Genomic DNA, 22,207 nt, shown 5'->3' with positions numbered 1-22,207 from the left:
AGCCGTCAATGTTTCAGAGTTTGTTCAGTGGCAGTTTTAGGTAAACGTCGCCATCTTCATCGGCTGGCGGCATCTGCCCTGCACGCATATTCACCTGCAGCGACGGCAGAATCAGGCGGGGCATGGGCAGCGTTGCATCACGGGCGTCGCGCATTTCAACGAACTCTTCGACAGAGCGTCCATGACCAATATGGACATTCAGCGCCTTTTGCTCTCCCACGGTTGTTTCCCAAGCATATTCGTCGCGCCCCGGCGCCATGTAATCATGCCCCACAAAGACGCGCGTCTGATCCGGTAGTGCCAGAATTTTTTGGATCGATTCGTATAGCGTTGCGGACGACCCACCTGGAAAATCACAGCGCGCCGTGCCGAAATCGGGCATGAACAGAGTGTCGCCGACAAACGCGGCATCGCCAATCACATAGGTCAGGCAGGCCGGAGTGTGGCCGGGCGTATGCAGAACATCGCCGCGCATCTGACCAACGTGAAAGCTGTCGCCTTCGCGGAACAGGGCGTCGAACTGACTGCCGTCCCGCTGAAACTCGGTCCCTTCGTTAAAGATTTTACCGAAGGTTTCCTGAATGGTAACGATCTGATCCCCGATCCCGATCTTGCCGCCCAGCTTTTCCTGCAGATAGGGGGCAGCGGATAAGTGGTCGGCGTGCACATGGCTTTCCAGAATCCATTCAACCCGCAGGTTGTTCGCCCGCACGTACTCGATGATCTTATCGGCTGTGTGCGTACCCGTCCGGCCAGAGGCGTGGTCAAAATCCAGAACGCTGTCGATAATCGCGCATGCAAGCCCTTCGGGCTCTTGCGCCAAGTAGGAAACCGTAAAGGTCTCGGGGTCGAAAAACGCTTTTACTTTTGGTGTCATGTGGTCCTCCGCCTATGTCGGTATTTCATATATTAATTACGGAATATATTGCAATCAACACTGCGTGATTTGATGCGGGTCAAAGCAGGGTAGCCTCGTTTCGAGTAAAAATTAATCAAATCGCCCCCGGTCGCAAAAATAGCTCGACGAACAGGCGGTTTTCCGCGCGATTGTGTGGCAATCTATACGGGTCTTAAAACGGTCACATATATCAGACTAAATGAAGACATTTGGGAGGATAGAAATGTCGTCAGTCAATTTATACTCAGAAGCCGAACAACTTGAAGAAAAGCTCAGCGGAGCGTGCCTTGATACACGTCTGGCATTGCAACCGAGTGTGGCCAAGGTGATTCAACGGATGCGCCAGCAGGGAATGCATGTCCCGTCGCGCCTACGTCGTTTGGATGCAGCCCTGTGCGAAGATGCGATGGAAGCGCGCTTTGATAATCTGCCCGTTTGAATATAACAGTCAGCCAAAAGAAATCCCGACGATCACCACCATCAGGCCAAGAACCGACAAAAACAGTGATGCCAGGTTCCACGGCAATACACCTTGAACAACAGCGCGCAGTTCCTCGTCCGACAGGCCGGACTTGCGCGCCTTCATCACACGCAGGATACACCAAACTAGGCCGCAGAGCCCGGCAAGCGACAGGGCGGCACCGCCCCAGGTGATGAATTCGAACATGGTTCCCCACATTTGCTTGTCAATTCCACCAGCGCTTAGCGGATCGCCACTGCTCACACAAGCCCGGCAGGATTGGGTGCTTGCGGCCCGTGCGGCAGCAATGTATCCGGCGTAGAGCCCGCTGTCACAGCATCAGATATCCACCTCTGGGAGAGACATTTATGGATGACATGACCGAAGATCAGGCCACTGCGAATTATCGTGTTACCGCGGGTGAGCTGCGCCAGTTCATCGAACGCTTTGAACGCCTGGACGCAGAAAAGAAAGACCTTGCGGAACAGCAAAAAGAGGTGATGGCGGAGGCCAAAGCCCGTGGATACGACACCAAGGTCATGCGCAAGGTAATCGCGCTGCGCAAGCGCGACAAGGACGATATTGCCGAAGAAGAGGCGGTGCTTGAGATGTACAAGGAAGCTCTTGGCATGAGCTGAAACAGGGCTGGGTCCGTCTGACGATTCTTGTCATGCGGGTCCCCCACATTCACGATCAGGGTTTTAGAACACGCACGCCCGGTACAGCACCAAGCCGTTCAAGATCCTGTTCGTACAATTCTGAAAACGCGTCCACGATCTCGGTGGACCAGCCGGGCAAGTCCAACTCTTCCTCGATTTTCTCAGGCAGCGCGTGCTCTTCAAAGATCTGCGCCAACTGTTCATGCAGGGCTGACCTGTCTTGCGGCTCAATTTGGTTGCTCAGGGCCAGCACTTTGGTTTGTCCGGCTTCATCCAGCAAAGTCGCCAACAGGTCATATTCATCCACCAGCGTCGTGCTGTCGTCCAAGCCAGTCAAAGACCGCATAATGTCCCCCCAGATAAACGGGGTGTCCTCATTGCTCCACAATGTGATTTGAACGCTGGGGGCGAGGTCCTGAATGTCTTCGATCATGCCGATCCAGCTAAGGCAGCTCAGGTCAGTGTTTCGAACAATTTCGGCACGCTCACCTTCGGGCAGCGACATCAGGAATTTGGGGATAAAGCTGCCCGGATTTCTGAGCCCTATGAACAATTCAAGTTGGTGTTCATCAAAGGCTTGCTCCAACAGCGCCATTCTGCGACCGGCTAAAGGATACAACTGCCCTTCCTGCAAGGCATCAGCCGGTTCACCCGCAAATCTTCCACTGGAAAAGATCGCGCGCTGGGTATGTGAATCGTTTGGCAGAATGCTATTGAGGTTTTGGGATAAGTCGACGGCCTTAGTTCCCAACTTTTCAAAAATGGGATTGAAGGTCCAGTTGTATCGTCGCGCGCCAAAAATCTTGACCCCGTTATTTTTCAGGATGCCTGAGTTTTTCTTCAACGAGTTCAGCACGCGGCCTTCATCTGTAAAAGCCGCGCCCGCGTGGATAGCAACCTTCATTTTCGGTTCTTGTCCTTGCTTTCAACTCTTCTAGTCGGGTTACAGCCTGCGGTCGGAACAGTCAAATCCACACCATTCTGCCCGGTTGTTTCTTCGCGTTGCCAAGAAATCCGACATTCACTAAGTTAAGATAAAAATATTGGCTTGCAGTCTCCAACAAGAGAAAGTAATCGACACTCAGTGCCCCTATAGCTCAGCTGGTAGAGCAACTGATTTGTAATCAGTAGGTCCGCGGTTCGAGTCCGTGTGGGGGCACCACAAATCATTTAAAAACAATGACTTGCGAAATGCCAATGTACGTAAGATGTACGTAAGATGACGTATGGCTCGAAGCCGTATCTCGGATTCGAGCCGGTGCTCCATCGACTTTGACTTCCGGCCAAAACTAGTGATCAAGCCCGGTAAGGAATGTGCGATCTGTTTTTCGAGACGATAGGCAGTGTCGATTCTACGGGTGTTGCGCTATCACCAGTAGCAACGGCCACGAAGCCGCCATTCGCTGATGCCGCATCGTCATACGTCCACAATGGCAGCAATGCGCAGGAAGCGGACTATGCAAAGTTGAGTGGTCCACTCTCAACCGAACTATCAGACCCGTCGGCTGCAAGCTCGTTGTCATCCAAAACCGGTGAATTCTGGGCGGCAGTAGCTTTCGAGACCAACGACGGGGTAAATGCTCCAATAGCCCAAATGAACCGATCAGATTGAAATCGGATTTGCAAACGAGGTGGCTATTGAAACCTACTTAGAAGACTACGCTACCAAAACGCGCCAGTGTCGGTCGAGAATACCTTCCCAACCGTCAGAGTTCTTTAACCCGTTGGTTGTTTCACCCATCAGCGTCATTACCATCATACGACCGCGAATTTCAGCGTCTTGAGGCCCGAAACCGGCCTGTTCGAACAACCAGGCTGAAAACTCAAACCGCCGGTCCATAGCACGCTTATAGCTTAATGCAGCGTCCGCATCAGACTTCGCCCAGACCGCAATGGCCCCGTCTGGTCTGGAAGCGTCTTCGCGAATGACCTGTTGCATCAAGAGCCTGATCCGCTCTTTCGCGGGACCTTCAAACTTTATTGCATCCTCAATGATGTGCCCGGTCAAAGCTTCTTCCCAATAGGTTAAAACGGCGTCGAGTAAATCTTTTAAATTCTTGAAGTGCCAATAGAAACTTCCGCTCGTCAACCCCAACCTACGCGCAATAGCGACGACCTTTACGCCTTCTATTCCGCGCTCTCTTAAAACGTCCAGCGTCGCAAGCAACCAATCCTCGCGCGACGCTTTTTCCTTTTTTTCGATTACTGCCATTCCGCTTTCCATAGAGGCCTCTATTGACATAGAGAAGTCTATGGTACTACCGTAGAGATGTCTATGGTTGACTTGAGAATCACGCTTTTGTGAAATGCTTAGCCACGTCTAAAGGGAGGGGGAACTATGAATAGATTACTCATTTCCACGACAAGTGCAGTTTTAGCGCTTGGGCTTGCGGTCAGTGGATCTGCTTTGGCGCAGAATATGCTTCCAAAAGGTCGAACGGCTGCTGCAATCGAAGACGGAACCTATCCGGCGTCCTATTTCCCAAACACTGAAATTCTCGGTGAAAGCGAGATGCGGATCACCGCATTGGGCACGGGAATGCCAAACCAAACAAAAGCGGCCGTTTCCATTTCGTTCCTAGTCGAGTTGGGCAATGGGGATACCTTTCTTTTCGACGTTGGCACCGGATCTACTGGCAACCTTTTTTCATTGCGACCAGATTTCTCAAAGATCGATAAAGTCTTTTTCAGCCATCTGCATGTAGACCATGTCGGTGACTTCATGGGTCTTCACGTTGGAGGCTGGCTCTCTGGCCGCTACACCCCGCTTCGTATTTTCGGTCCGTCCGGATCCGAGGAAGAACTGGGCACCAAGGCATATGTAGACGGTATGTCGAAGGCTTATGCTTGGGACCTTGCGACCAGAACCGGTGCTTTGCCGGATGAGGGTGCGAAACTTGATGTCACCGAATTCGATTACATGCAGGAGAACGAGATCGTTTACCAAGAAAACGATGTCATCATTCGTTCCTGGCCGGCGATCCACAGCCTCGATGGCTCGGTCAGTTATTCCCTTGAATGGAACGGGCTAAAGTACGTCTTTGGCGGAGATACCTACCCGAATAAATGGTATGTCGAGTATGCCAAAGACGCAGACTTAGCATCTCACGAAGCGTTTTTGCCGCCAGATGCGTTGGCACCCTACTTTGGCTGGGACATGAAGCAGGCAACTTATGTCGCCACCCGCGTCCACACCGAACCCGCGGCTTTTGGCAAGGTCATGTCAGCGGTCAAGCCTCGCATGGCACTGGGATACCATTCTGTTCTTTCACCAGAAAACTACCAGGCGATTTTGGAAGGCGTTCGTTCGACGTATGACGGGCCGCTGACGCTAGCGCGCGATCTTCAGGTAATCAATGTCACCAAGGATCAGATTGTCGTCCGGGAGGCCAGCGTGGATGACTATGCCCTGCCACCGGCAGTCAGCGACGAATATATCAAGGCGCCTCGCTCGAAGGAAAAAGAGCCATCTGACAAGGTGACTGCTGGCAAGTGGGAAGGATACACCCCGCCGCCGATGCCGGATCAATAACAACAACTTCGCTGTATCCGCGCGGCCAGATCACAGGTCGCGCGGGACAAAACGGCAAATGTCTTCCCATGAGAATGACGGCTGCGTCACAGACGCGTGTCGAGAACTGGGGAACTCATTACCCAGGCAAGTGATGGAACGAAAGCATTGCCAATGAACTTGTCACGGAACACAGTAAGCAAACCACCGGGCCGTGTCAGATACATGCTGGCACTTGTGACGGCAATGGTTTTGCCGATTGGGGCGCAAGGAGATGTGACGCCTTACAGCGGGGCGGAAGTCGCTGACAACATAGCCGTCTTACGAATTGAAGACGAAGGTATTCACCTGGATCTGGAAATATATCCTCGGGACTTAACGGCCTTCGCCGCGACACTGTCATCTGGAGAATGGTCGGAACCACGGCCGGAATTGGTCACATATGACGTTGCATCCGACAAAGGCCTTGAAGATTTCTTGATAGTTCGGGGCGACGGAACTCCGTTGCCATTGCAATTCCTAACTGCGGAGCGACGCAAAAGGATCGACCGCGCATCTCCTCTTGCCGGAATGACCGATCCTATCACCGGCAGCAAAATTCCGGCACCTCCTGATGATCCTGAAGTAATCTACGTTAGAGCATTCTATGACTTTGAAGGCCTCAAACCCGAGAAATTGATCATCCGCCCTCCGCTGGCCAAAGACGAAGACACTGCGGTATCGATTGGCTTCATGGTCTTTGATCGCGCCGTTCCGGTCACCCGATTCAGTTTTCTCAGCAAAGAATCGCGATTTACGATCAACTGGTCGGACCCCTGGTTTACTGCATTTGCCAACGCTAACCTCAACCGCTCAGCCCAAAGCGGGACGACATCCTATCTGTATGTCGCTCCACGCGAACTCCGCCACGAGGTCCTGATCCGGTCTCGTGATCTTGCACCCTGGATCGATCAAACCCTGGGTACCGGATCAAATCTGGATCCTGCGTTACAGTCACAGATTCTTGCGGATGCACTGAACGAATTCGCAACCAAGAACCCAGTCGCCATCGAGGGCGAGCAGGTAATGCCTTCGAACGTGCGCGGTTCGTTCCTGACGCTCGGGGAACGCGGGTTTCAGGTTGTTGATGGCCCCTCAACGCTTAATGCTGATACGACGTTCATCGGCGTGATATCGTCTTATCCTATTCCAACTTTGCCAAAGGAGGCGTCTGTCACCTGGGACATGTTCGGCGATACGATCCACGAAGTTCCTGTGACGCTGACGGATGTTGCTGGTCCGTTCCTGGATTGGGCGACGCCTGAGAATGCCAAGATCACGTGGGAAAATCATCTGAAACGATATGCCGAGCCTGAGGTTTCTCGGGTGAAGGCTCAAGGTGTTGTGTTTGTGCCTCTGTGGACACTGTTTACCGTTGGCCTTTCAGCTCTGGTCGGCCTGATCGCCATACTAACTTCCCAGAAGCACCTGCGGATTGGATTATCCGTGCTTACAATCGGCTGTTTTCTTATCGGGTCGGTATTCTGGAATTCACGATCCGTCTCATTGATAAGCCCGACTTCTGATCAAGCCGCAGACCATGTCGCTGCGGATGCTTTTTCCCAGCTCATAGCCAACGTCTATGTTGCAGCCCTCGAAGTGTCGCCAGAAAAACGCAGCGAGGCGCTAGCCCCAATCGTTCTGAATGTTGACCTTGTTGAGGTGTCTGCAGAACTGGAAGCAAGCTTGGGGATCCGGGTACCCGGTGGTGGCCTCGCGCAGATCGCTGAGGTCACGGATGTCGTCATAGTAGACGGTGGATTGAATAGATACGGAGCGTTTGAAGGCGTTGCGCAATGGCGGGTCGACGCGCGCGCGGGCCATTGGGGTCATGATCACCGTCGAAGGGTGGAATACCGCGCAAGGGTCGAGTTCCGACCTGAGCGAGGTAGCTGGAAAGTTAGAGCAATCACTGTGTTGGAGGCGCGTGCACCGGATGTCTAAGCGGATAAGCAGAGCTTTGTTGGTTTTTGTCACAACCTGCCTGATAGTGTTCGCGGTTACGAGCCACGCGCATTTTCTACTGAACCTGAACGTTCGGGTATTCCACGTTGAACACACCAGCGACGGGTTGCGTATCCATCTTCGACTGCCCATGCCTTACCTTGTCGCGGACAAAACGGGAGCAATTGGGGCAGATGGCCTTCCGTCAACTGCTCCGTTTACGACAAATGCCCTTGAGGACGGCAATGTCGTGCATTTTGCCGACACCGCTCAACTGGATGCTGACCCGCTCGGGCTCGGTCGAATCGCTGAGGCCGGAACAATTGTCGAAGTGCAAGGTCAGCGCGTAGCAGGAAACGTGGTGTCTGTGGCAATCCATCGGGTGGGCGAAGAACCGGGATTTGCTACTCTGAACGAGGCCCAAAAAGCGGTGTTTGAGGGATCAACTCTGTCGCTCGATCTGCCTGTATATGTTGGCGATGTCATCGTCGATGTCACCGTACGGTATGACCTGAAAACCACCCCGTCTACCTATGCGCTGTCAAACGCTCTGAACCCCGGATTGCCAGACCAGGAAATGACCGCGAACCTCATCCTCGACTACGGCTCCAGCGACCCACTTGTCTTTCGAACGCGGGGTCTGATGGAAGATCCGGTTGAGATTTCAAGGTCGAGTTTCGCAGGAATCGTGACTTTCATTTGGGAGGGTGTGCGCCACATTCTCGAAGGCATCGATCATGTATTGTTTGTTGTTTGCCTTGTCATCGGCGCGCCTGAACTGCGGGCGCTACTCTGGCGTGTCACCGGGTTTACAGTTGGCCACAGCGTAACACTTTCGCTTGGCTTCTTTGGCTATGTTCCATCCGGTGCATGGTTTGTTCCTTTGGTAGAAACAGGGATTGCGCTCTCAATCATCTACGCAGCTGTTCTGGCCATAAAGCGAGAAGATTCGGGGCCAAACGCCAACAGAAAAGTTTTCGTAGTGACCGTCCTGATGGGATTGCTTCACGGCCTGGGCTTTAGTTTCGTGCTGCATGAAATCCTGCAAGTGACTTCGCCCAATATTTGGCAGAGCCTATTGGCATTCAACATCGGCGTGGAGGTTGGTCAAGTCGCAATCGTTCTGGTGACGTGGCCGCTCCTAAATTCGATTTCAAAATTTGGCCCAACTCCTGAGTTTACGCTCAGAGTTTCGATAGCTATCGGCTGCGGAACTGTCGCGAGTTGGTGGACATTCGAGCGTGGGAAAAACTTTCTGGACTTACTTTCAATTTAGCCGGTTACGAACGATAGCTTTGGGCTGCGACCTGCCGACTGCGACTGCAGGAGACAGATAGCCTCGGGATGGCCGGTTTGGGCTCAATTTGACACTTCGCCTTTGCTTTACTTGTGTGCTGGGTGATTGGTCAGCGTATTCGAGTATTGAAAGGTGTCTTTCGTCGTGAAGTGTTCTCCAAATGAGCGTGACATGCACCAGATATAGGCTTGCGGAAAGACCAGTGTTTCTGCTGAAGTCCGGACTAGATGTGATGTATTGAAAGGAGAGTGTTTTCTAAAATTGCTTGATGCTTTTTTGGGGAAATAGAGCGTTACGTCAACTAATAGGGAGACCATCACCTTTCAGGTGAAAAGACGTAAGATGTACGTAACGCGCATAAAATTTTCCTGTAAGTTGTTGATTTTATTGGCGTCAGAATCCGTGTGGGGGGCACCACGAAACTCATGAAAGTACTTAAATATCAGAGCGTTAAAGCGCAGTCGCTAGATTCGAAGGTGACACAAGAGGTGACGTTATGCCTCTAGTCATCGCTGAACTTGGAGCGATCATGATCTTAGCAAAGCACGTAACGCAGAAGAAAGAGGGTGGTGTTAACCAAGTCCTAAGCGGTCACGGTCGTGAGAACGAGGTGAACCTCTTTTTGGATGTCTGCGTGCAACAGCTGCCATCGACATATTTAATCCGAAATGATCGACCATCGTCGTCCAAGCCAATTTCCAGCAGCTTCTGGCACTGGCCGCCAAGATATTCAGAATAGTTTCTTTTTTGTTGCATCCAGTGACGTTTCGATAGGGGCAGGCGCTATGGGCTGTTCAGCTCAACTCGATGGTATTGCCGAAAAAATAAATGCTGGAAGGTTTCGTTATACTTTGTATGAACTCCACCCATTCTTCTCCGTAAACCTGCTCGAAAGATTCCGGGTAGGCCCAGACTGCATTGTGGTAGGTAAATGTGGTCAGCAAAACACCTAGCGTGCAGGCGCTGGCAAATTCCTTTTGCTTACCTTTGAAAAGCATCGAAACAAACAGACCAGCCATGCTTGCAAGACCAATTCCGACAATGTCTTGCGCGCCGGGTTGCCCACTTCCGGGCACGTTAACCAACTGAGACTGAAAATAGCGTGTCAGAAAAACTGCAATGGCACCTAGGAAAAAGGCTCCGATGAAAGAACCGGGGTATGCCAATCGTACCCAGATGCTGTCTGTTCTGCCAGGAGTAGCTTTGCTGGCGGCCACTTCGGCGCGATGATTGATGCTTGTGACGCGGTCCTGAAAGGACTTTTGTTCTTTCTGCATAATAATACTCAGGGACCTTGATGAATCATCTCAATCAAACACCCCTCGGAGTAGCGAAGCTGTAATGAGCGTGCAACCCTGGCGCGTGTGATCCTGTTCTGAGTAGAGCTTGCGCATCATTTTGGGAAATCACATGAAGTTGCGTAGCAAGCGTGTGGGTCGCCAACAAGCTGCGTGCTTTTTGGCCTACGCAAGCATTTGCAGCCGGGATGTTTGCCGGTTCTCTTGGCGGCAAGCAACTTGCGGCTTTTCAATCACTTTGGTTGGCAGTATGAGTTTCGGAAGTCACCCGCTTTACAGCTTTGGTGGCGCGCGGATGTGGCGAAACTGGTAAACGCAAGGGACTTAAAATCCCTCGCCCTAGGGCTTGCGGGTTCGATCCCCGCCATCCGCACCAATTTTTACTGAAATGAGATAGTGCCAGATTGCCTTTGCCCGAGATTACAGCCGGCTTGGCAGGCAATGCGGCGACTGTTCAGCAAGATGGATGGCAGCTGAAGAGGGCATTTAAGTACGGTTCTAATGATGTATGATCAGACCGGGAAACCAAGTTGGTTGATCAGGCGCCAGATATCACGGTTTGCCGTCGACAATTGCGCTACGATGCTTTCGATTTCCTGAATGGCCTTTTCATCAACCGTGTCTTCACGCCCCAGCTTAATATCGGTCTTTCGGTCCGCAATGCGCATCAGGATGGTCTTGGGGTTCCCGCTGTCGGCATCAAAGGAATAGATGCAATGGTTATACCTGTTCCGAATGGACGACAGTTTGGCCAGCCGTTGCGTGTGGGCCAGGATCGGATCGCGAATTTCGGCAGGGCGGCCTTCCATCTTGGCAAGACGTTCAACCAGATCGATCCGGGCGCGCGTCGTGTTGAGCGTCAAGAAGATGATAACGGCGACGTCCTTGTTGGTGCCGCTCAGCCCGGCAATCAGATGGATCAACAGGCTTTCTGTGTTGGTCCACATGTAGTTCAGTTTGCCGACCAGCAAGATTAAGCGGTCAAAGCGGGTTTCCAGCGTCTCAGTCAATGGTTTGTCCGTGCGCTTCATCGGACGCCACTTCGAAATAGAACTGTGCTGCCGCGGTCCGGTTGCTTACACCGATCTTACCGGCAACATTGTGCATGTGCAGCTTTACCGTGTGCTCAGTGATGCCGAGGTTCGACGCGATGATCTTGTTGCTTTGCCCTTTCGAGACAAGGTGCAGAACCTGTTTTTCCCGCCGCGTCAGCCGGGAATAGATCGGATTAGGTTTCTTTGGATTTTGCTCTGGCTTTGCGGGTGTTTCACGCAGCAAGCGGGGTTTATTTTGATTTTGCAGATTTGACACGCAATCAGCCATAAAGCACGGCAGATACAATTCCTCATGCATCAGCAGGCGCAGAATGGACCGCCACACATCCGGTGCAACATTCATGGGAAGATAGCCGACATCCCCGAACTGCCCCCGATCCCAGTTTTCGAACAGAAAACGGGCCGAGTCCTCTTTGCGGTACGCAAAGGCCAAACAACCTGATCCGGTTGCTTCGGTATAGACCTGCGGGCGGGCCAGCAAATCGTCTAACATAATCTGGTCGACAACAACTACTTTGCCAGCCGCGGCAACTGGGGCGCCGGAAGTTTTCAAGTCGGCGATGTCGTCATACCGATGAGCGGCCACACCGAATTCGGATTGAACGCTTCGCAGTGTCTGGTTGGAAAAGAAGAGTTCCTTGCCGATGAAATTGATCGAGAAATCTTCGGTACTAACATCAAGTTGGGCAATATTATCCTGCAACGGATTGCTCATTATTTCCCCCTATAAACCCACGCCACAAAATCGGTGACGAAATCGTAAACAACAATCGGAACACAAATTAACGGCAAATTAGCCGACAGTCCTGACCGACTATACCTGAAAGTCTAATTTTCTTCAATAATTCGTATCGCCCTGCCAATTGGGACTAGAACTATTGATTAGGTTCGCCATGGCCGTTCTCGTAAAAGTAGAGAAAAATTATGGATTTAACCGAGTGGTCGAATTTCCGCCGCATTTTCGTGTATTTGCGCGTTAATTTTGGGTTAATTTTTAAAATTTTAAATTAAATCAGCATCTTACCATATCTAATACTTTAGGGCAGCTATTCAGACAGCCTTCACGCTGCAACCATGTCCCTGCTTCAATTTGAGAAGCTTGGTTCCTGACGTGTCCGCGATTCGTGAATTTGCACGAATCCTAATTATCGCGGACAGCGCATCGGCTTAGCCGGGAAAGGAAGGTGGTGAACGAATCAACCAAATGAAACCGCTTCATGCGCGTATTGCGCCTGAATGCTTAAAAATTGTTTCAACTGCGCCAGTAGCCGTTTTGTAGATGAATGACGGTCGGGCGCTTAAAAAGTGGAATTTTGAAATGAAAAAGCGCAACCATGAACAACCTGTCAATGATGTTACTGCCATCGGCGAAGTGAACGTCGATGATGCATATGTTTATGTCGATGCAGACGTGGACGTTGAAGAAGCAGAAATTGACGCGAACCATAATGAGCAAGGTCAGGAACAGGGTCAGGAACAGACTGCTGAAGCAGACCAGGAACAGGGTCAAGACCAAGGTCAGGAACAGGGTCAGGAACAGTCTGCAGACGCGGACGCGGATCAGGATCAGAAACAGAAGCAAGATCAGGATCAGGACCAGCATCAGTACAATGGTGACAACACCAACGACAACTCCAACTCTGTAAGCATCGACTTTGGTGAGGAAGGTCTCCGCCCCAATGACGATGATCTGGTTGATGTCGATGTGTATGAAGGTGGCTCGGTCGAGGACATCATCACGGTCGGAAACGACTTTAACTATGATCCGGGCGACGACATGAACCTGGATATCTCGTTGGACGGTCAAGGCAACGACATGCTGGCCATCAACAACCAAGTGGCCCACCTGAATGACGATGACCATCTGGGCGCGGCACGTGTGTCGAACGACGGTGGTACCTTCGAACAGCACGGTGATGCCCATGGTGGCGAAGCCAACGCTGCTGAAGGTATTGCATCGCACGCAGACGGCGGTGACTCCGGTGACGGTGGATCAACCGACGGCGGCAACGCAATGTCATACACCAAGGGCGCATCTGCCTATGCCGGTGGTGGCGAAGCAGGTGATGCTGACGCCGACGCAGATGCCGGAAACGGTGGCGACTCGGGTGATGCAACGACCTTGGGTCTGAACGTTGGTAAAGGCTACGCAAGCTCTGACGGCTCCGGAGACGGTGGCGATAGCGGCAATGCGAATGCCGATTCGAAGGCTGACAATGACGGTGACTCGGACGCGTCGGATGCTGACAGTGACGGTGGTGACGGCGGAAATGCCGGATCAATCGGTCTGGGTCTGGGTGTTGGTCTTTCAGGCGCTGGCAATGACGGCGACTCGACTGGCGGCAACAACGACAGCGACGCCCACGCGCTGGGTGCTGGTCTTGGTGCTAACGACTCGTCGGCGAACGGTTCAGACGGTGGCAACAGTGGCGCCGGCAACTTGGGCCTGGGCCTTGCAGGCAGCCTTGCTGGCAGCGTGGCTGGTAACGACGCAAGCGGCGACGGCGGCAAAGGCGACGGTGGCAATGCCAACGGCGGCGACGGTAGCAACAACGACGCAACTGGCGGTGCGGGCACCGGTGGTGCCGGTGGTGCTGGCAGCCCTGCTGACTTTGAAGAAGCAGCAGGCGGCGGCGGTGCCGGCGGTGCTGGAACCGGCGGCAACGGAAGCAATGAGAACATCACCGGTGGCGGAACTGGCGGTACGGGTACCGGCGGTTCGGGTGACGGTGGTGACCCGGATGCTGACGCTGATGCGACATCGGATGCTCAAGGCGTCGGTAACCAGAATGCGGACTCTGCTGGTGGAGCTGGCGGAACCAACACCTCCGACGGCAGTGCTGACGGTACCGGAACCGGTACTGCGACAGCGGACGGCGTCGGTGGCGGCGGCGGCGCAATCGATCTGGATGCGACCTCTGATGGTAGCGGCACCGGATCGGTAGACGCCGACAATGACGCCGGTAATGGCGCAGCTTCCAGCCTTTGGGCGGTTGCGGACACTGACGGATCCGCTGACGCGATGGCTGACGCAATCTCTGGCTATGGCGGCGCAGGCAGCTCCGACAACGATGCAACGGCTACCGGATACGGTACATCGGACGGTACGTCCACGTCGGGCATCGGTGGCGGCGGCGGTGCTGCACAAGCCATGGGTGGCCAAGGCGGTAATTCGCACGGCTTCGTCGATATTGGTGACACCAAAGGTGGCATGCAGCAAGGCGGCGACGCATCGGGTGCGAACTCGGGCGCAGGTGGTGCCGGTGGCAACGCTGGTGACTGGGGTTCGGGCAACGGTGGCGATGGCATCGTCAACGGTGAGTCGCACGCATCGGCCGCAGCGGTCGTCGATACTTCGGCGTTCAACCAGTCGATCGTCATGGGTGCCAACGTTCTTGGTAACTCGGTCGATACGACCATGGTTGGCGGCAACATGTCGTCCAGCTACTCCAGCGACGACACCGACGTTTAATCGGAAGCAGAGCTCGCTTTGGCGGGCTCTGACCTCTTAAAAACTGCCGGGGGCGCATTATGCGGCCTCGGCCCAACTTAACCTAAACCGGAAATTTCAGGCCGGGGCAGGGAAAGGAAACTAAAATGGCACTCGACAGTATTACGGAACAAATTGCACATTTTGTTGGCACTTTTGAACTTACGACCGAACAGGCCCGTTGGCGTGATTTTTATGAAGAATTTACTGCTCTGCGTAAGAAAGCAGAACTTGAGGGTCTCGAAGATCCGGCCCGCATCAATGTCAAAGCCAATCTGAAAATGGATCCGGGCGATTACGGTCCGGTGCCTTACAAGTTTGGACCCGCACAAGATGATGTCCCCCCACCAACGGAAAATTCTGGTCTGATTGATGGTGCTGATGGGTCACCCGGCCCTGCGGTCGGCCCGGATGCGATCTTGCCCGAAGATGCGCCGGGATTCAGCTCGTTTGTGCAGATGAACATCATTCTGGAGCCCGAATACATCACCGAGCTGATTGGATCAGCGGTCACCTACACGGTGCAGAAAATCCATCTGATCGACAACGATGTCGTGGGCGAAGGTGACTTCCGTGATGTCGAGGCCCTGATGGCGCAAGCCGACGCGCTGCAAAGCGCGGCACTGTCCTTGCATGCCATATCGACCCCATCGATCCACATCCAGGACTATCAGTCCGGTGAGGCTGTCGAACAACTTATCGAACAAATGCAATCGCCCATTAATCTTGAGATTGAAGGCGTAACGGTACATCAGTTTCACGGCGAGGATGCCTCGGGCATTATCGTGAATGGCGAGTATGTCGATGAAATTCCGGACTTTTTGGAGCTGCTGCCGGAACATCACAAGGATGATTTGGAGGACGAAGACGCCGAGGACGAGTTGGCCGAGGCATTGCCTGCCGAATGGGATCAATCCGAAGACCCCGAATTTGAAGACGGTCATTCGGTGGTCGCGGGTGGCAACTATGCCGTCAACGAAGTCGCGGTATCGGTTGGCTGGGTCGATGCGCCCAACATCGTGGTCGGTGGGCAGGCGATCAACCTGACCGCTGTCAGCCAGGTCGCCGTCGTCTCTGATGTCGACCAAGGTGCGCCGGGTGCGCAAAGCGACACGCATGTTGTCCAGTCTTCAAACATCGCGACCGAAGCCAACGAGGCATCATGGGTGGAACACAATGTCTCGGATAATCCCGATCAGGACCCGATTGTCATGATCGACTGGATTTCCGGTGATCTGCTGGTGACCAATTTCATTGAGCAGCTTATCGACGCCACGGATATTGACCACATCAATACGGAAATCTCAGCTTCGTCCACAGCCTATACGCTGGGCGATAATGATATGGCCAATGTGACCAACATCATTCAGCTGGGCAGCTATTATGATGTGATCATTATTGGCGGCGATATGGTCTCGATCGACGTTGTGAACCAGACCATCGTTTTGTTGGACAATGATGTGATTCACGGCGCAAGCCCGACGGATGCCGAAGACAATCTTGTAATGAACCAGGTATCGTTGACGACCGAAGGGGAAGACACCCACGAAGAGTTAAGCGACAATCTGGCCAGCACGGTATCTTTGCAAGAGGTGGATACCGATGCACTGGAAGACGCGTTGTTGAACGATCCGATGTTTGCCGGAACAGAAGTGGTGCGGGTTCTCAAGATCGAAGGTGACCTGCTGCAGATCAACGTCATTGACCAGGTAACCATGTTGCAGGATGACGACGATGTTTACGTCGAAAACTCAAGCGGAGAAGGGGTTTCCGCGCTAGGTGCGGGCAACGCGTTATTGAATTCGGCCAACGTGACCAAAATGGGAATCGACTCTGTCGTGATGGCGCAAGAGGGCGAATACTCGGATGTGATGTTGCATCAGGCCAGCCTTATCGACAGCCCAGAAGAGGAAAATGCCGAGCTTGTCAACGAAGCGATCGCGATGTTGTTGGAGGATGTAGATGGGCCGGGCAATTCGGAAAACGCCCCAGGCCAGAGCAATCTGACGTCCTCAGAAGCGGCTGCCATCGACGACGGCCTGCAATCTATGCTAGCGTAGTAACCCTGTTTGTTACGAGTGTTTTGAAAGTTTTAACATGTCGATTGTTTTTCCGTCGCGCCCGAGACGATACGCCAGTCCGTTGGATCGTAACGCTGGTGCCGTTTCCAAGCCGCCAAGTGCGAGCAAATCAGATTTGAAACGGAAAAAAGTTCTCGGATTGCGCTTGAGCGAAGATTTACGCGTTAGTAATCCGCCAGACGGTGAACGGGAGGCAGTCGCCAAAAGCGATGCGAGCGCCGGCAAAACCGTGAAAGCTGATCCTGAACATCACGAAGTGAAAGAGGAACCGCACCTGCGCGCCGGACCTTCCTCCCGGCGCAAGCAGCCGCAGCCTGCCGAAGACAATGACCAACAGGGCAGCGGTGATGGGGTGGCCGATGTCGAGGGCCCCGATCCTGAACCCGTCAATAAAACGAGCGACCGTACACCCCCCGCGTCGCGCTCGAGTGGCGGTGATCGCATGGGCACCACTATCGAGGCCAAAGCGAACGAGCCAATGCTGCGCAGTAATTCTGGCGGCGGCGATGGCAAGGGGCCACCCCAAACATTTCACAAGCGAACGCCGCCTGAAGATTTTCAGGCGACGTTGCGCACTTCGTTACGCGCGATCTATCGCAATCTGGCTTTTGTGCTGGTTCTGACCTGTGCAACGAATGTTCTGATATTGGCGATCCCGATCTATCTGTTCCAGATCAGTGACCGCGTCCTGACTAGCCGGTCGTTGGACACGCTGATCATGTTGACCGCCATTGTCGCCGGGGCAGTGATTTTCCAATCCGCCTTCGACGCGGTGCGGCGGTTCATGCTGATGCGCACCGCGGTTGAGGTGGCAGCCCGTCTGGGTGCCCCGGTTCTCAGCGCTGCGGCGCATGCGTCGCTGCATGGCTCTGGGCGGGAATACCAAACACTCGGTGATTTGCAGCAAGTGCGCAGCTTTTTGGTCTCGGGGACACTGATTTCCTTCCTGGACGTGCCCTTCGCACCATTGTTCATCCTGATGATCTTTTTGGTTCACCCGCAGCTTGGGATGATCGTTATCGTTACGGCGGTTTTGCTGATGACAATTGCATTCATCAACCAGCGTATGACGGCCAAACCCTTTGCCGAAGCCAACAAGGCGCAGTCCATGGCTAACATGCATCTGGATTCGATGTCGCGAAATAGTCAGATCATCAACGCACTGGCAATGATCCCCGAGGCCGTGCGCATCTGGGGACGCGACACCGCACAATCCCTGACATGGCAGGTCCGCGCGCAGGACCGGAATGTGATTTTCGCGGCCATTTCGCGGGCGGTGCGTTTGCTGACGCAGATCGGCATTCTGGGTTGGGGCGCGTTTCTGGCTTTGCAGGGTGAGATCACCGGCGGCATGGTCATTGCGGCCTCAATTATCGCGGGCCGCGCTTTCGCGCCGATCGAGGGTTCGATCGAAGGCTGGAACGGCTTCCTGCTGACACGCGGAGCCTATGGCCGGATCAATCAATTGCTATCCAACTCGGCCCTGCAATTCGAAAAGCTGCGCTTGCCGCGCCCCGAAGGTCGGCTGGACGTGGAACGCCTTCTCTATGTGCCTGGCGGCACCAAGCGTGTTGTGCTGAACGGGATCAGTTTCTCGCTGAACCCGGGTGAAACTCTGGCCATCATCGGCAACTCGGGTGCGGGCAAGACCACGCTGGGCAAAACGCTGGTTGGGTCAATCCTGCCCACATCCGGCAGCGTCCGGCTGGACCTGATGGATATCCGCAACTGGGATCCGCGTCAGTTTGGCGAAAGCATCGGCTATCTTCCGCAGGACGTGCAATTGTTCCCTGGTACGATCAAAGACAATATCGGCCGGATGCGGGACGATGCGACCGACGAACAAATCCACGACGCCGCCGTTCTGGCCGATGTACACAACATGATTGCCACGTTGCCGCAAGGCTATGAAACCGTGGTGGCTGCGGATGGGTCACCCTTGTCGGGTGGTCAGAAACAGCGCATCGCACTGGCGCGGGCCTTCTTTGGCAATCCGCGCATGGTGGTTCTGGACGAGCCGAACTCGAACCTGGACGTTGCTGGTGACAGGGCCCTTGCCCGGGCCATCGAACAGGCACGGGAAAGCAAGATTACCGTCGTGGTGATCACGCAGAAACCAACGCTGCTGAACGTGGTCGACAAGATCATGCTGCTGACGGATGGCCGTGTGGCGCTGTTTGGTCATCGCGAACAGGTTCTGCAACAACTGAACGGGCCGCGTAATAATCAGCCCGGCATTCAAAACAAATAAGGGGGGTGCGACATGAATGAACTGGTACCCGTGAACAACGATCCCAATGATCCGACCGTCTGGTATGCCGAAGTTCCACGCTCGATCAATCGTCTGGTTGTAATTGGGCTTACCATGCTTGTCGTTTGCTTTGGCGGTTTTGGCGTCTGGTCGTTCAGTGCACCGCTGGCCGCTGCTGTGATTGCACAAGGTAGTTTTGTCGCGACAGGTCGCAACAAGATCGTGCAGCACCTGGAAGGCGGTATCATCGAGGAAATCCAGGTTGTTGAAGGTCAGGCTATCAAAGCCGGGCAAGTGATGATGACGCTGGATCAGACCTCGGCCGAAGCCAATGAGCGTGAATTGTTCATCCGTAAAATCCGCCTGCAGGCCATGTCAGATCGTCTGAATGCCGAGTACAATGAACTGCAGCGGCTGGAGTTCTCGCCTGACCTTATTGCCAATTCAGAAGATACAGAAGTTCTGTCCATTCTCGATGGGCAAAAGATCACTTTTGATCTGTCCCGCAAGACGCTGTTGAACGACATCGCTCTGCTCGAACGCAACATGGAAGCTCTGAGAATTCGCTCCAGCGGGTTCAATGCACAGTTGGACAGCATGGTGCGGCGCTCGGAAATTCTGCAGGAAGAACTCGAAACCAAGCAGGCGCTGTTCGAAAAAGGCCTGGTGCGCAAAGGTGAGCTGAACACGATCCGTCGGGTTCAGGCCGAAGCGGAAGGGCAACAAGCACGGCTGCAGGCCGAAGCGGCTGAGATCAGCCAGATGCTGTTGAAATACGAAGAACAGATTACTCGCACCCGTGCTGCCTATCGTGAGGCCGCGCTGGATGAGTTGGGCGTGATCGAAGCCGATCTGGAAAGTGTCCGTGAAAAAGCTCGCCAGGCCCGCAGCGTTCTGGACCGCGCCGTTGTGCGGGCTCCGGTATCCGGCACAGTGGTGCGACTGCACTATCATACGCCGGGTGGTGTGATCGAAACCGGTGAACCCATTGCCGAGATTCTACCCGCAGACGCTCCGCTGATCATCGAAGCACAGATTCCGCGCACCGAGATCGACAGTGTCGTGACAGGGCAGGACGCCACCGTGCGTCTGGTCGCCCTGAACCAGAGGACAACACCGGTGCTGCAAGGGCAGGTGTTCTATCTGTCTGCAGACTCGGTGATCGAGGATTCAACTGGAGCCCCGCAAGAGGTCTATCTGGCCCGCATTTCACTGGAACCAGAAGAGATTGAACGCGTGCGCGGCTTTATCCCAACACCGGGTATGCCCGCCGAGATCATGATCCAGACCGAAGAGCGGACCTTTGCGGCCTATATCGCGAAACCTGTGACGGACAGCATGTCGCGCGCATTCCGCGAACAATAGCAGGGGCGGTCTACACCTTCCATTTTTCGCATGTTAGCCTTCGGTGATATTCACCGGAGGACTGCTGATGCCATTGACCGTAAAAGCCATGATGGAGGCCGCAAATGCGGTCGTCGAACGTGTAGACACCGATTTTGCCCAACAGGTCATGGAACAGGGCGGGTTGCTTCTGGATGTGCGCGATGCTGTTGAATTGCAGCAGACGGGCCGGGCCAATGGTGCCCACCACATCCCGCGCAGCATGCTGGAATTTCGCGCCGATAATAGCTTGCAATCTCACGACCCCGAGCTTCGGAAAAATCGCCCCATCGTTCTTTATTGCGCCGCTGGTGGCCGCGCCGCTTTGGCCGGTAAGCTGCTGAAAGACATGGGATATGAGCAGGTCTACAATCTTGGCGGATTGCCCGATTGGATTAATGGTGGGGGTGAGGTGTCGTCCTAAAGGATCAGGCGTTCAGAAACGCCCTTACGGCGGCTTCGAATTCGCGCGGTTTTTCGGCGTGCAGCCAGTGGCCTGCACCGGGGATTTTGGCAAACCTGGCGGCCGGGAACAGCGTGCGGATCAGGTCACGGTGTTCAGGCAGGACATAGTCAGAATCGCCGCCCGAAAGAAACAGGGTCGGACCATCCCAGGTTGCGTCCAGCTGCGGAAAACCCATGATTTTGGGCATCTCGGCGGCCAGAACATCCAGGTTCAGTAGCCAGCGTTGCCCCTGAACATCCAGCGACTGCGTGAAAAAGCTTTGAAGCGCTTTTTCTACACCCAGTTCGGCCAATTGCTGTGACGCATCCGAACGTCGCTCGACTTTTGACAGGTCGACGGCGCGCATCGCCTCGATGAACTGGATCTGGCTATGAGAGTAGGTGACTGGCGCAATGTCGGCGACCACCAGTTTGCGTAGCAGTTCGCCGTGTTGCAGCGCCAGCGTCATCGCCGCCTTGCCGCCCATCGAATGGCCCAACACGTCGGCTTCGCCACCATAGTGCGCAATCACTTCGGCCAGATCATTGGCAAGGTCGCCATAGCTGTGCTGCTCGGTCCACATGCTGTACGCGTGGTTGCGCATATCGACGGCCACAACCTGCCGCTCATCAGCCAGCCGTCTGGCAATTACGCCCCAGTTCCGGGCCGAGCCGTACAGCCCATGCGCAATCAGCAAAGGGGGGGTCGCGGTCGGTTCACCATGTATGATCGTGTTCAGCATGAAGTTGTGATACCCGCCGTGAATAGAAACGACCAGCCCCATTGTCGCCTTCGCAAGAGGCGGCTAGATTGGCGGGCTTGGAGGCCTCGTCATGTCGGAAAAAACAGATATCCAAACCCAGATCGCGCAGACGGTTCAGTTGCTGCGCAAAAAGTTGGGTGTGCGGGATAAGACGCTGACGGCCTCGATCCGCAAGGCCAAGCGGCAACTGCCCCGGCGGATTTACAAACAGGCCTTGCTGTTGGCCAGTGCCGAGCCAATGGCCGCCCATCCGAAGCTGCGGCTGATTCTGGACACCCCGAAACTTGCGCTTGCGTCAGAAGAGGTTCAGGCGCATCTCAGCGGTATCAATCGCGCCGACCGGCGGCTGGGCTGGTTCCTGGGGATGCTGGGGGGACTGGCGTTCAACCTGATCGCTTTAACGATTCTGTTGCTTGTCTTCTTGTGGTGGCAGGGTTTTATCTGATCCGTATGAAAAACGGCGCCTCAAAGGCGCCGTTCAAGTCTTTGATTTTCGACCTGATTACAGGTTCGGATAGAGAGGGAACTTGGCGCAGAGGTCCGCGACCTCGGCTTTGACCTTGGCTTCGACGGCGCTGTTGCCGTCTTCGCCATTGGCGGCCAGCCCGTCGACCACTTCGATGATCCAGTCGG

General features: G+C 54.3%; 19 protein-coding genes and 2 tRNA genes. 13 read left to right on the top strand and 8 right to left on the bottom strand.

Annotation, left to right across the window (positions count from 1 at the left end):
* Positions 1-13: 13 nt before the first annotated feature.
* Positions 14-877: an MBL fold metallo-hydrolase gene (locus ACR0AL_RS19300; protein WP_170379203.1), complete on the bottom strand. Its 864-nt coding sequence runs from the start codon at positions 875-877 to the stop codon at positions 14-16.
* A gap of 244 nt (positions 878-1,121) precedes the next feature.
* Between ACR0AL_RS19300 and ACR0AL_RS19295 the strand changes: the two genes are divergently transcribed.
* Positions 1,122-1,337 (top strand): hypothetical protein, encoded by a 216-nt coding sequence (locus ACR0AL_RS19295; protein WP_170351325.1) that lies wholly within the window; start codon positions 1,122-1,124, stop codon positions 1,335-1,337.
* Positions 1,338-1,346: 9 nt separating this feature from the next.
* Here the strand turns inward: ACR0AL_RS19295 and ACR0AL_RS19290 are convergent, their stop codons facing one another.
* Entirely contained in the window at positions 1,347-1,565 is a 219-nt protein-coding gene (locus ACR0AL_RS19290; protein WP_170351324.1) for a hypothetical protein, read from the bottom strand.
* Between the two features lie 161 nt (positions 1,566-1,726).
* On the opposite strand from ACR0AL_RS19290, the gene ACR0AL_RS19285 reads away from it, so the two are divergent.
* Positions 1,727-1,996, top strand: coding sequence for a DUF2312 domain-containing protein (locus tag ACR0AL_RS19285; RefSeq protein ID WP_058282431.1), 270 nt, complete (start codon positions 1,727-1,729; stop codon positions 1,994-1,996).
* A gap of 55 nt (positions 1,997-2,051) precedes the next feature.
* Here the strand turns inward: ACR0AL_RS19285 and ACR0AL_RS19280 are convergent, their stop codons facing one another.
* Positions 2,052-2,921 carry a hypothetical protein gene (locus ACR0AL_RS19280; RefSeq protein WP_170351323.1) on the bottom strand — a complete coding sequence of 290 codons (870 nt, stop codon included), beginning with the start codon at positions 2,919-2,921 and terminating at the stop codon, positions 2,052-2,054.
* Between the two features lie 182 nt (positions 2,922-3,103).
* Here ACR0AL_RS19280 and ACR0AL_RS19275 point away from each other — a divergent pair.
* A tRNA-Thr gene (locus tag ACR0AL_RS19275) sits at positions 3,104-3,179 on the top strand.
* A 495-nt stretch (positions 3,180-3,674) separates the two neighbouring features.
* Here ACR0AL_RS19275 and ACR0AL_RS19270 read toward each other — a convergent pair.
* Positions 3,675-4,229, bottom strand: a complete 555-nt coding sequence (locus ACR0AL_RS19270; RefSeq protein ID WP_170351294.1) for a TetR/AcrR family transcriptional regulator — start codon at positions 4,227-4,229, stop codon at positions 3,675-3,677.
* Positions 4,230-4,355: 126 nt separating this feature from the next.
* Between ACR0AL_RS19270 and gntH the strand changes: the two genes are divergently transcribed.
* The 3 genes from gntH to ACR0AL_RS19255 all read left to right on the top strand — a co-directional run bounded on the left by gntH (position 4,356) and on the right by ACR0AL_RS19255 (position 8,787).
* Positions 4,356-5,549, top strand: coding sequence for a guanitoxin biosynthesis MBL fold metallo-hydrolase GntH (gntH, locus tag ACR0AL_RS19265; RefSeq protein ID WP_170351293.1), 1,194 nt, complete (start codon positions 4,356-4,358; stop codon positions 5,547-5,549).
* A gap of 204 nt (positions 5,550-5,753) precedes the next feature.
* Positions 5,754-7,511: a hypothetical protein gene (locus tag ACR0AL_RS19260; protein WP_480664323.1), complete on the top strand. Its 1,758-nt coding sequence runs from the start codon at positions 5,754-5,756 to the stop codon at positions 7,509-7,511.
* Between the two features lie 19 nt (positions 7,512-7,530).
* A complete protein-coding gene (locus ACR0AL_RS19255) occupies positions 7,531-8,787 on the top strand; it encodes a HupE/UreJ family protein (RefSeq protein WP_480664321.1) in 1,257 nt (418 codons plus the stop codon).
* 815 nt (positions 8,788-9,602) lie between these two features.
* Here the strand turns inward: ACR0AL_RS19255 and ACR0AL_RS19250 are convergent.
* Complete coding sequence (locus tag ACR0AL_RS19250; protein ID WP_170351290.1) at positions 9,603-10,085, bottom strand: hypothetical protein; 483 nt, start codon at positions 10,083-10,085, stop codon at positions 9,603-9,605.
* A 312-nt stretch (positions 10,086-10,397) separates the two neighbouring features.
* On the opposite strand from ACR0AL_RS19250, the gene ACR0AL_RS19245 reads away from it, so the two are divergent.
* Positions 10,398-10,482 (top strand) — tRNA-Leu (locus ACR0AL_RS19245).
* A gap of 136 nt (positions 10,483-10,618) precedes the next feature.
* On the opposite strand, the gene ACR0AL_RS19240 is transcribed toward ACR0AL_RS19245, so the two are convergent.
* Together ACR0AL_RS19240 and ACR0AL_RS19235 are read right to left on the bottom strand one after the other, a co-directional pair.
* Complete coding sequence (locus tag ACR0AL_RS19240) at positions 10,619-11,116, bottom strand: hypothetical protein (protein WP_254437464.1); 498 nt, start codon at positions 11,114-11,116, stop codon at positions 10,619-10,621.
* A complete protein-coding gene (locus ACR0AL_RS19235) occupies positions 11,109-11,876 on the bottom strand; it encodes a helix-turn-helix domain-containing protein (protein WP_170351288.1) in 768 nt (255 codons plus the stop codon). The genes ACR0AL_RS19240 and ACR0AL_RS19235 overlap by 8 nt, the downstream gene beginning before the upstream one ends.
* 603 nt (positions 11,877-12,479) lie before the next feature.
* Between ACR0AL_RS19235 and ACR0AL_RS19230 the strand changes: the two genes are divergently transcribed.
* From ACR0AL_RS19230 to ACR0AL_RS19210, 5 genes are all read left to right on the top strand, one after another.
* Positions 12,480-14,633, top strand: a complete 2,154-nt coding sequence (locus tag ACR0AL_RS19230) for a hypothetical protein (protein WP_170351287.1) — start codon at positions 12,480-12,482, stop codon at positions 14,631-14,633.
* 125 nt (positions 14,634-14,758) lie between these two features.
* The gene (locus ACR0AL_RS19225; protein ID WP_170351286.1) at positions 14,759-16,711 is read left to right on the top strand and encodes a type I secretion protein; all 1,953 of its coding nucleotides are present in this window, start codon (positions 14,759-14,761) and stop codon (positions 16,709-16,711) included.
* Positions 16,712-16,877: 166 nt separating this feature from the next.
* Positions 16,878-18,983, top strand: a complete 2,106-nt coding sequence (locus ACR0AL_RS19220) for a type I secretion system permease/ATPase (RefSeq protein ID WP_437440781.1) — start codon at positions 16,878-16,880, stop codon at positions 18,981-18,983.
* 12 nt (positions 18,984-18,995) lie between these two features.
* Complete coding sequence (locus ACR0AL_RS19215; RefSeq protein WP_170351284.1) at positions 18,996-20,348, top strand: HlyD family type I secretion periplasmic adaptor subunit; 1,353 nt, start codon at positions 18,996-18,998, stop codon at positions 20,346-20,348.
* A gap of 67 nt (positions 20,349-20,415) precedes the next feature.
* Positions 20,416-20,790 carry a rhodanese-like domain-containing protein gene (locus tag ACR0AL_RS19210; protein WP_170414438.1) on the top strand — a complete coding sequence of 125 codons (375 nt, stop codon included), beginning with the start codon at positions 20,416-20,418 and terminating at the stop codon, positions 20,788-20,790.
* Positions 20,791-20,794: 4 nt separating this feature from the next.
* On the opposite strand, the gene ACR0AL_RS19205 is transcribed toward ACR0AL_RS19210, so the two are convergent.
* Positions 20,795-21,595 carry an alpha/beta fold hydrolase gene (locus ACR0AL_RS19205; protein WP_480664319.1) on the bottom strand — a complete coding sequence of 267 codons (801 nt, stop codon included), beginning with the start codon at positions 21,593-21,595 and terminating at the stop codon, positions 20,795-20,797.
* A 49-nt stretch (positions 21,596-21,644) separates the two neighbouring features.
* On the opposite strand from ACR0AL_RS19205, the gene ACR0AL_RS19200 reads away from it, so the two are divergent.
* Positions 21,645-22,019 carry a hypothetical protein gene (locus tag ACR0AL_RS19200; protein ID WP_480664317.1) on the top strand — a complete coding sequence of 125 codons (375 nt, stop codon included), beginning with the start codon at positions 21,645-21,647 and terminating at the stop codon, positions 22,017-22,019.
* Positions 22,020-22,207: the final 188 nt, after the last annotated feature.

The organism is Ruegeria sp. BB1, from assembly GCF_056539465.1.
Note: the sequence above shows the minus strand (reverse complement) of the source record. Positions and strands in the feature narration are given on the sequence as shown.